Consider the following 8,292-nt stretch of genomic DNA (forward strand, 5'->3'; position numbering starts at 1 on the left):
GGGCTGCGCAGCGGCCCCAAACCAGTCACCGCGGTACATCAGATAGGCCTAGGGTGCAGGGTTTACGACTGCTGCGCAGCCGAACGGGAGCAAGCTCCCTCGCCACAATGGGTCACCAAGTTTCGGATTTCCGTTGGCAAACAAAATGGGCGACCTGTTGAGGTCGCCCATTGGGGTAAGCCTTCTCACCACTACTCAGCTCAATTCAATCATCCGGCTGCTCAGCCGGCTTGGCGGGCTTCGCCGGTTTGCCTTTGGTGCCTTTAGCACCTTTGACCGGTGCGACTTCAGCCACCGGCGCTGGCACCGGTACTGTTGCTTCCTTCTCGGCCGTCGGCAGCTGGTCGACGGTGTTGAATATCTCTTTCAACTCGACCGCATCCGACTGCTCAAGCTTCTTTTCGCCATCCTTGCCGATCAGGATGATTTTGCTCTTCGCCCCGGCGCCCAGCTTGAGTGAGCGGATCAACGCCATCGTCGATTGCGGGTCGAGGTCTTTGCCGTCCCGTTGGCCCATCGTATTGATCACGGTGTACAGCACCATGTTTCGATCGGTGAAACCCTTGCGGTTGGCAGAGTCGTCCAGTGACTTTTTCAGGTTGAGCCAAACCGGGTCCACCGAACTGGGCGCGATGACTATCAGGGGACGAGCCCGGCCCACGTCTTTAACCAGAGGGGAATCGTCATCGGCGGCAAATGAAGGACCGACGAAAGCCAACAGGGTAGCCAGGGTCAAAGACCTGATGAGCATGCGCATCTCCTTTTGATATCCACGCTCTAATGATTGCGCATCGCGGTGATCGTTCCGGGCGATGCACCGCGATTGTGTTCCGCCTTGCCCAAGCTTAGGTCAGGGCGGTCATTGCGCAACAGCCTGAGCTAATCTCATAGCTGATTCATCGTGAGGGTTTATCCATGAGCGCTCAGCTGAACCACACCATCGTCTGGTGCCGTGACAAACAGGTTTCGGCACGCTACCTGACCGACCTCCTCGGCCTGCCCGATCCCGAGCCGTTCGGGCCGATGCTGGTGGTCAAGTTTGATAACGGGGTGTCGCTGGATTTCTACAACAACGACCCGCCCATCGCGTCCCAGCACTATGCGTTCTTGATTGGAGACGACGACTTCGATGCGGCCTTCGCTCGCCTGCAGGCGATCAAGCAGCCGTGGTGGGCCGACCCCGGTAAGCAGCGGCCCAACGAGATCAACGATTACGCCGGTGGCCGGCGGGTGTATTTCGATGACCCGGACGGGCATCTGCTGGAGATTTTTACTCGGGAAGCGGTATCGGATCAGAACGCCAGTTTATAGCCGATCAGCACCAGCATCGTGGCCAGGCACGGACGCAGCAGTTCGTCGGAGATGCGCCCGGTCAAATGGCTGCCCAGGTAAATCCCTGGCAGCGAACCGACCAGCAAGAAGCCCAGGACGTGCCAATCCATATTGCCCATGCTCGCGTGGCCCAGGCCGGCGACCAGGGTCAGGGGCACCGCGTGGGCGATTTCGGTGCCGACCAGGCGACGAGTGGGCAGCAGCGGATACAGAATGAACAGCGCAACGGTGCCCAGGGCGCCAGCGCCGATGGAGGTCAGGGCCACCATGGTGCCTAGCACCAGACCGGTGATCACGGTCAGTGCATTCAACCGGGAACCGCTGGGGTTGTAGTGACCGCCCGCCCGTTTGTGAGCGAAATCGAGCAAGCGTTTCTTGAAGAAAATCGCCAGCGCCGTGGCGAACAATACGAAGCCCAGCGCCTGTTTGATGACGGCGTTCATCGCCTCGGGCGAGGTCTGCAAAGTGCTCAGGAACCACAGCGTCAGGGCTACCGCCGGCACGCTGCCGAGGGTCAACCAACCGGTGATCGCCCAGTCGATGTTCTTGTTCTTGCGATGAACCAGCACACCACTGGATTTGGTAATGGCCGCGTACAGCAAATCCGTGCCCACCGCCGTGGCCGGGTTAACGCCGAACCACAGCAGGATTGGCGTCATCAACGAACCGCCCCCAACACCGGTCATGCCGACAATAAAGCCGACCACCAGACCCGCTACGACCAACCCGAAATTACCGAAATCCATTAATACGCCCAGAAATTCGCAGGAAACAAACCGGTCAGCAGCATAGCGATTTTTCTTATAACCACATATATCGATGCGGTCTATCGTTATGCCAATTCACCGATTTGAAACAGCGACTCCCCACTCAATACCAACCCCACAAGAATTGCGCTTTATCCGACATCTCACTGCACCGGCAAAAAATTCAGGAACAGCAGACTCTGGGCGTAGTTCAGGCCGATCCGCCGGTACCGCTCATCGAGCATCTGGGTCAGCAGGTCCAGTCGCGCGACGATTTTGCCGAACTCCACGGCAAAACTCAGGTTGCTGCCCTCCTCCGAAATTTCGTTGGAGAACAGCAAAGGCTCGCCTTGCCTGTTTTGCCGTTGGCTCAAGATCCAGGTGGCTTTTTCGATGTTGCGCGCGGCATTGCTGACGAAGGTCGGGTTGAGCGCATCCGTCATGTAGAACTCCAGCCGATTGCCATGGGCCGTCACCAGCATGCTGCCAATCGCATAGATGAATGCGCCGACCCGGTCACCGAGGAATTCCGGGCTCATGGCGAAGCTCAGCGCAGCGAGGTCTTTTTTGCCGCCGAGGGTGGGCAGCGGCTCTTGCTGTTCGATGGCCATGCGCACCTGTTTTTCTGCGGTGCCGACATCGAGGAAGCCAGATTTTTTCAGCTCCTGCGGGTTGCGCAGGTAGAGCTTGTTCATCAGCAGGTAGAGGCTTTCGAGGTTGTCGCGCATCGTCAGGGTCGCCATGCGGTCGACGCTGGTCTGGAGGAGTTCCTGGGGTTTGCCATCGCGAAACTGGCTGATGACATCGTTGCCCGGCTGATGGCTGCAACCACTGGCGAGGAGCATCGACAGGCTAATCAGCAGCAAGCAATGACGGCGAATGTGCAGGGTAAAACGGGGTAAAACTTGAGCCATGGGTTCTTGAACTTGGGCATGGGCCGGCAGTGGGGATCGCCGCGGGCTGGCCAAGGATAGAACCGTGAAAGCTGAAAAAGTGCAGTGCCGGCGGTCCGTAAGCTCTGGTCACCATGAAAGCGATCTCTTATTAGTCATACTTTTAATTGCAATGCTCGAGACATAAGCTATAAATCCTTCCTTGATCGCACTTAAACACGATCATTAGTATGACTACTTATTAAAAACAACAAAAAGGAAGGTCAACCATGCTTCAATCCCGACACCTGCTCTCCGGCCTCGGACTGTCCCTGATGATCGCCACCCTCTCCGCTCACGCCACTGGTTTGTCCAGCGAACAAAAAGCCTTCGGCAAAACCAATGACGGCACGCCCGTCGAGCAATACATTTTGCGCAACAGCCACGGCCTGCAGGCCACGGTCATTACTTACGGCGGGATTCTCCAGTCGCTGAAAGTGCCGGATAAAAACGGCAAGCTCGACGATGTGGTGCTCGGTTTCGACGACGTGCAGGGTTATCAAAGTGGCACGGCGTTTTTCGGCGCGACCATCGGCCGCTTCGGCAATCGCCTAGCCAACGGCGCCTTCGAGCTGGATGGCAAGCGCTTTCAAGTGCCGCTCAACGACGGCAGCAATTCGCTGCACGGCGGGGCTCAAGGTTTCGACAAGCGGGTGTGGAAAGCCGAACCGAGCAAGGGCAAGGATTCGGTGGGCGTGACGCTGACGTACCTGTCGTCGGATGGCGAAATGGGTTTCCCCGGCAACCTGAAAACCGAGGTCACCTACAGCCTCACCGAGAACAATGAGCTGCGCATCGACTACAAGGCCAGCACCGATAAGCCCACGGTGCTGAACCTGACCAACCACAGCTATTTCAACCTGGCCGGCGCGGGTAACGGCGATGTGCTGAAGCAGCTGGCGACCTTGCACGCCGCCCATTACACGCCAGTCACCGGCAAACTGATCCCCACCGGTGAACTGGCCCCGGTCGCCGGCACGCCCATGGACTTCACTCAACCGACCGCCATCGGTCAACACATCAAGGCCGATCACCCACAGTTGAAATTCGCCGAACCGAAACAAGGCGGTTTTGACTTCAACTGGGTGCTGGACGCCAAGGGTGACCTGGGCAAACTCGCCGCCGATGTCAGCGATCCGCAATCCGGCCGTCGCTTGCAGCTCTACACCACCGAACCTGGCGTACAGTTCTACACCAGCAACTTCCTCGACGGCTCGGTCAAGGGCAAGGCCGGCAAGATTTACCCGCATTGGGGTGCCTTTACTCTGGAAACCCAGCATTATCCGGACTCGCCGAACCAGCCGAGCTTCCCGTCCACGCGGCTGGATCCGGGCAAGACCTATGCCCAGACCACCGTGTTCAGGTTCTCCGCCCGGTAGATCAAAAGATCGCAGCTTTCGGCAGCTCCAGGGGGCTGGATACACCCGTGATATCGCGGGTGTGCCCCGCCCTCGCAGGAGCTGCCGCAGGCTGCGATCTTTCATGATGACGACGGAACCACCCTGCTATTTTGCTGCCAACTGTAGTATCGATCGGACTTCGACAAGGAGGATTCATGCGGACTCTTGAGCTGGCCGGCCGCCCTGTGCCGGTCATCGGCCAAGGCACCTGGCACATGGGAGAGGAACGCTCCCGACACACCAGGGAAGTTGCAGCGCTGCGCCTGGGTATCGAGTTGGGCATGACCCTGATCGACACCGCTGAGATGTACGCTGAAGGGGGCGCCGAAGAGGTGGTGGGTGAAGCCATCACAGGCCTGCGCGACCAGGTTTTCCTGGTGAGTAAGGTCTACCCTCACAACGCCAGCCGCAGAGGCATCCCCCAGGCTTGTGAACGCAGCCTGCGTCGGCTGAATACCGATTACATCGATCTCTACCTGTTGCACTGGCGCGGCGAGTATCCCCTTGAGGAAACCGTCGAGGCCTTCGAACGCCTGCGCGAAGACGGCAAGATTGGCCGTTGGGGCGTGTCCAATTTCGACCTGGATGATCTGGAAGAGCTGGCCTCACCGGCCTGCGCCACCAATCAGGTGCTGTATAACCTGGAAGAGCGCGGCATCGAATTCGATCTGCTGCCCTGGAGCCAACGGCAAAAGATGCCGGTGATGGCCTACTGTCCGATCGGCCAGGGCGGACACATGCTGGCCAATCCAATACTCAAACAAGTTGCCGCCCGTCACGAGGCGACACCTGCGCAGGTAGCGCTGGCATGGATTCTGCGTCAGAACGGAGTGATCGCCATCCCCAAAGCGGTCCACCCCGAGCATGTGCGGCTCAACGCACAAGCGGCGCAATTGCGTCTGGAGGCTGGGGATCTGGAGGCGCTGGACCAAGCGTTTCGCGCGCCACAACGCAAGCAGCGGTTGGCCATGGTCTGAGCCATCGCGGATCTATCAGAGGGCATCGGCATGAGAAGTACCGATCAGCTCGACTCTTTCAATTTGCCACGCTTCGTCCAGGCGCAGGATCCTGTGTTCGAGTGGGTTCAGGATGAACTGCGCGCCGGCCAAAAGCGCCGACACTGGATGTGGTTCATCTTTCCGCAGTTTGCCGGATTGGGTGACAGCGAAATGTCCCGCTACTTTGCCATTCGCTCCAGTGAAGAGGCCGCGGCGTACCTCGAGCATCCGTTGCTGGGGCCGCGCTTGCGCACCTGCACGCAATTGGTGCTGGATGCTCCTCAACGTTCGATCACCAAGATTTTCGGGCACCCCGACAACCTCAAGTTTCATTCATCGATGACGCTGTTCGCCCAGGTTTCGCCAAAAGGCAGCCTGTTCCATCAGGCGCTGGATCAGTACTTTCACGGCATACCGGATGACTGGACGCTGTCGCTGCTGGACTCAAAACAGGCCCAGCTGCCCCCCAATCAGCGTTGAGAAATCGTCATCCACGAACGGCAGGATAGCGTCCGCCACCGGTTGCAGCTGCCGGGTGATGTAATGGTCGTAGTCGATGGGCGTGCTGCGCACTTCCAGCGGCTCGGGGCCAGCAACCGTGATCACGTAACGGATCCAGCCGCCGTTGTGATACTGCCGCGGCCGCCCCTGTTGGTCGTTGTAGTCATCGGCGATCCGCGCGGCCCGCACATGGGGCGGCACATTGCGCTGATAGTCATCGAGGGGCCGACGCAGGCGTTTGCGGTAGATCAGGCGCTCATCGAACTCACCGGCCAACGTCTTGCGCACATAGTCACGCACGTAATCCTGATAGGGCTTGCGGTTGAAGATGCGCAGGTACAACTCCTGTTGGAATTGCCGGGCCAGCGGCGACCAGTCGGTGCGCACGGTTTCCAGGCCTTTGTAGACCATCTCGTCGGAGCCATCGGCACGGGTAACCAATCCGGCATAGCGCTTCTTGCTGCCCTCCTCGGCACCGCGAATGGTCGGCATCAGAAAGCGTTTGTAGTGGGTTTCGAACTGCAACTCCAGGGCACTTTCCAACCCGTACTCCTGCTTCACATGCTCGCGCCACCATTGGTTGACGTGGTCCACCAGCGCGTGACCGATCTGCGCGGCTTCGGCCTGACCATGGGGGCGACGCAGCCAGACGAAAGTCGAGTCGGTATCGCCGTAGATCACCGCGTGGCCCTGAGCTTCGATGAGTTGGCGGGTACGCAGCATGATCTCGTGCCCGCGCAAGGTGATGGACGAAGCCAACCGGGTATCGAAGAAGCGACAACCGCTGGAACCCAGTACACCGTAAAACGCATTCATGATGATTTTCAGCGCCTGGGACAGCGGCGCGTTGTGTTCGCGCTTGGCGGTTTCGCGGCCTTCGGCGACTCGGGCGACAATGGCCGGCAGGCAATGCCGGGTCCGTGAGAAACGTGCGCCGCGAAAGCCTGGCACCGACTCGCTGTCGTCAGGATGCTTGAGCCCCTCGATCAAGCCCACCGGGTCGATCAGGAAGGTGCGGATGATCGACGGATAGAGGCTTTTGTAGTCGAGCACCAGCACCGACTCGTATAACCCCGGCTGCGAATCCATGACAAAACCGCCGGGGCTGGCCTGCGGTGGTTTATTGCCAAGGTTCGGTGCGACGAAACCCTGGCGGTGCATCAACGGCATGTACAAATGGGTGAACGCCGCTACCGAGCCGCCGCTGCGGTCCGCCGGCAATCCGGTGACGCTGGCGCGCTCCAGCAGGAAAGTCAGCAACTCGGTCTTGGCGAAGATTCGCGTCACCAGTTCGCAGTCCTTGAGGTTGTACTTGGCCAGGGCCGGTTTGTCCTCGGTGAACATGCGATTGATTTCATCCATGCGCTGGTACGGGTTGTCGATCGACTTGCCCTCGCCCAACAGGGTTTGCGCGACGTTTTCAAGGCTGAACGAGGGGAAGCTCCAGGTGGCCGAGCGCAACGACTCGATGCCGTCGATGATCAACCGGCCGGCAGCCGAGGCGAAAAAATGATTGCCGCTGCCGTGCTCGCGCCACTGCATTTCTTCGCCGCCACGCCCCAGCTTCAGCGGCACCGCCAGGCGGCGGGCATGTTCGTGCAGGACGCGCAGGTCGAACTGCACGACGTTCCAGCCGATGATGGCGTCGGGGTCATGCCGGGCGAACCACTCATTGAGTTTTTTCAGCAGCAGGGTTCGCGAATCGCAGTATTCGAGCTGGAAATCCACCCCACTGTCATCACCATTGGGCGACCCGAGCATGTACACCTGACGCTCGCCGCAGCCTTCCAGGGCGATGGAGTACAACTCGCCCTGGGCGGTGGTTTCGATGTCCAGCGAGACCAGCCGCAGGTTCGGCCGATAGCCGGGGGCGGGTTTCATTTGCGCGTCGAGCAGCAGGCCGTCGGCGCCAGCCGTGCCACCGAACAAAACCGGCGCGGTGATGAACCGCTCCATCATGTAGCGTTCCGGCGGGCGGATGTCGGCTTCAAACACCTCGACGCCTGATTTGCGCAGTGCGGTTTCCAGGCGCATCAGCTGGCCGTGCTGCTGGCAATACAGGCCCAGCACCGGGCGGTGCTCGAAGTCCAGCAGCGCCAACGGCCGCAGTTCAACGTTCTTTTCGCCGCGCAACACTGCTTCGGCTTGCTCGCGCATGGCCTGTGGAATGAACGCGACCGACGGTTGATGCGGCAGGCGGATGCGCCGGGGACCGGCATCGGTCGCCAGCCAGAACTCGACTTCGGTGCCGGCCGGGGTATCGCGCCAATGCCGGGTCAGGACGAAGCCCTGCTGTAAATCCACCACTGCGACCTCAACGATTTGATTCAAGGGGTGATTCTACGCGTCATTGGGCAACCGTGTGGATGCGTTGGGATAGGTG

General features: G+C 59.7%; 8 protein-coding genes. 4 read left to right on the forward strand and 4 right to left on the reverse strand.

Translation table 11 applies throughout. The features are described from left to right. Positions 1 to 205 precede the first annotated feature (205 nt). Positions 206 to 751, reverse strand: a complete 546-nt coding sequence (locus tag AC1DIS_RS29480) for a DUF4174 domain-containing protein (protein ID WP_019579989.1) — start codon at positions 749 to 751, stop codon at positions 206 to 208. 164 nt (positions 752 to 915) lie between these two features. On the opposite strand from AC1DIS_RS29480, the gene AC1DIS_RS29485 reads away from it, so the two are divergent. Continuing rightward, entirely contained in the window at positions 916 to 1,311 is a 396-nt protein-coding gene (locus AC1DIS_RS29485) for a VOC family protein (protein WP_007939410.1), read from the forward strand. Here the strand turns inward: AC1DIS_RS29485 and AC1DIS_RS29490 are convergent. Together AC1DIS_RS29490 and AC1DIS_RS29495 are read right to left on the reverse strand one after the other, a co-directional pair. Beyond that, entirely contained in the window at positions 1,293 to 2,078 is a 786-nt protein-coding gene (locus AC1DIS_RS29490) for a sulfite exporter TauE/SafE family protein (protein ID WP_018925398.1), read from the reverse strand. The genes AC1DIS_RS29485 and AC1DIS_RS29490 overlap by 19 nt on opposite strands. A 164-nt stretch (positions 2,079 to 2,242) precedes the next feature. Continuing rightward, on the reverse strand, positions 2,243 to 2,992 hold the full coding sequence (locus AC1DIS_RS29495; protein WP_477743737.1) for a hypothetical protein: 750 nt from the start codon (positions 2,990 to 2,992) through the stop codon (positions 2,243 to 2,245). 248 nt (positions 2,993 to 3,240) lie between these two features. Between AC1DIS_RS29495 and AC1DIS_RS29500 the strand changes: the two genes are divergently transcribed. The 3 genes from AC1DIS_RS29500 to AC1DIS_RS29510 all read left to right on the forward strand — a co-directional run bounded on the left by AC1DIS_RS29500 (position 3,241) and on the right by AC1DIS_RS29510 (position 5,888). Next, the gene (locus AC1DIS_RS29500) at positions 3,241 to 4,389 is read left to right on the forward strand and encodes an aldose epimerase family protein (RefSeq protein WP_064618933.1); all 1,149 of its coding nucleotides are present in this window, start codon (positions 3,241 to 3,243) and stop codon (positions 4,387 to 4,389) included. Positions 4,390 to 4,565: 176 nt separating this feature from the next. Beyond that, a complete protein-coding gene (locus AC1DIS_RS29505; protein WP_064618935.1) occupies positions 4,566 to 5,387 on the forward strand; it encodes an aldo/keto reductase in 822 nt (273 codons plus the stop codon). Positions 5,388 to 5,417: 30 nt separating this feature from the next. Then, positions 5,418 to 5,888, forward strand: a complete 471-nt coding sequence (locus tag AC1DIS_RS29510; protein WP_018925394.1) for a DUF1810 domain-containing protein — start codon at positions 5,418 to 5,420, stop codon at positions 5,886 to 5,888. On the opposite strand, the gene AC1DIS_RS29515 is transcribed toward AC1DIS_RS29510, so the two are convergent. Further along, positions 5,853 to 8,213, reverse strand: coding sequence for a DNA polymerase II (locus AC1DIS_RS29515; protein ID WP_177343114.1), 2,361 nt, complete (start codon positions 8,211 to 8,213; stop codon positions 5,853 to 5,855). The two genes, AC1DIS_RS29510 and AC1DIS_RS29515, sit on opposite strands and share 36 nt — an antisense overlap. Positions 8,214 to 8,292 lie beyond the last annotated feature (79 nt).

Source organism: Pseudomonas sp. 05N433 (assembly GCF_056396925.1).

Coding starts and splice junctions, on each gene's coding strand:
- AC1DIS_RS29500 (WP_064618933.1), top strand. CDS start 3,241: ATGCTTCAATCCCGACACCTGCTCTCCGGCCTCGGACTGTCCCTGATG.
- AC1DIS_RS29485 (WP_007939410.1), top strand. CDS start 916: ATGAGCGCTCAGCTGAACCACACCATCGTCTGGTGCCGTGACAAACAG.
- AC1DIS_RS29510 (WP_018925394.1), top strand. CDS start 5,418: ATGAGAAGTACCGATCAGCTCGACTCTTTCAATTTGCCACGCTTCGTC.
- AC1DIS_RS29490 (WP_018925398.1), bottom strand. CDS start 2,078: ATGGATTTCGGTAATTTCGGGTTGGTCGTAGCGGGTCTGGTGGTCGGC.
- AC1DIS_RS29480 (WP_019579989.1), bottom strand. CDS start 751: ATGCTCATCAGGTCTTTGACCCTGGCTACCCTGTTGGCTTTCGTCGGT.
- AC1DIS_RS29495 (WP_477743737.1), bottom strand. CDS start 2,992: ATGGCTCAAGTTTTACCCCGTTTTACCCTGCACATTCGCCGTCATTGC.
- AC1DIS_RS29505 (WP_064618935.1), top strand. CDS start 4,566: ATGCGGACTCTTGAGCTGGCCGGCCGCCCTGTGCCGGTCATCGGCCAA.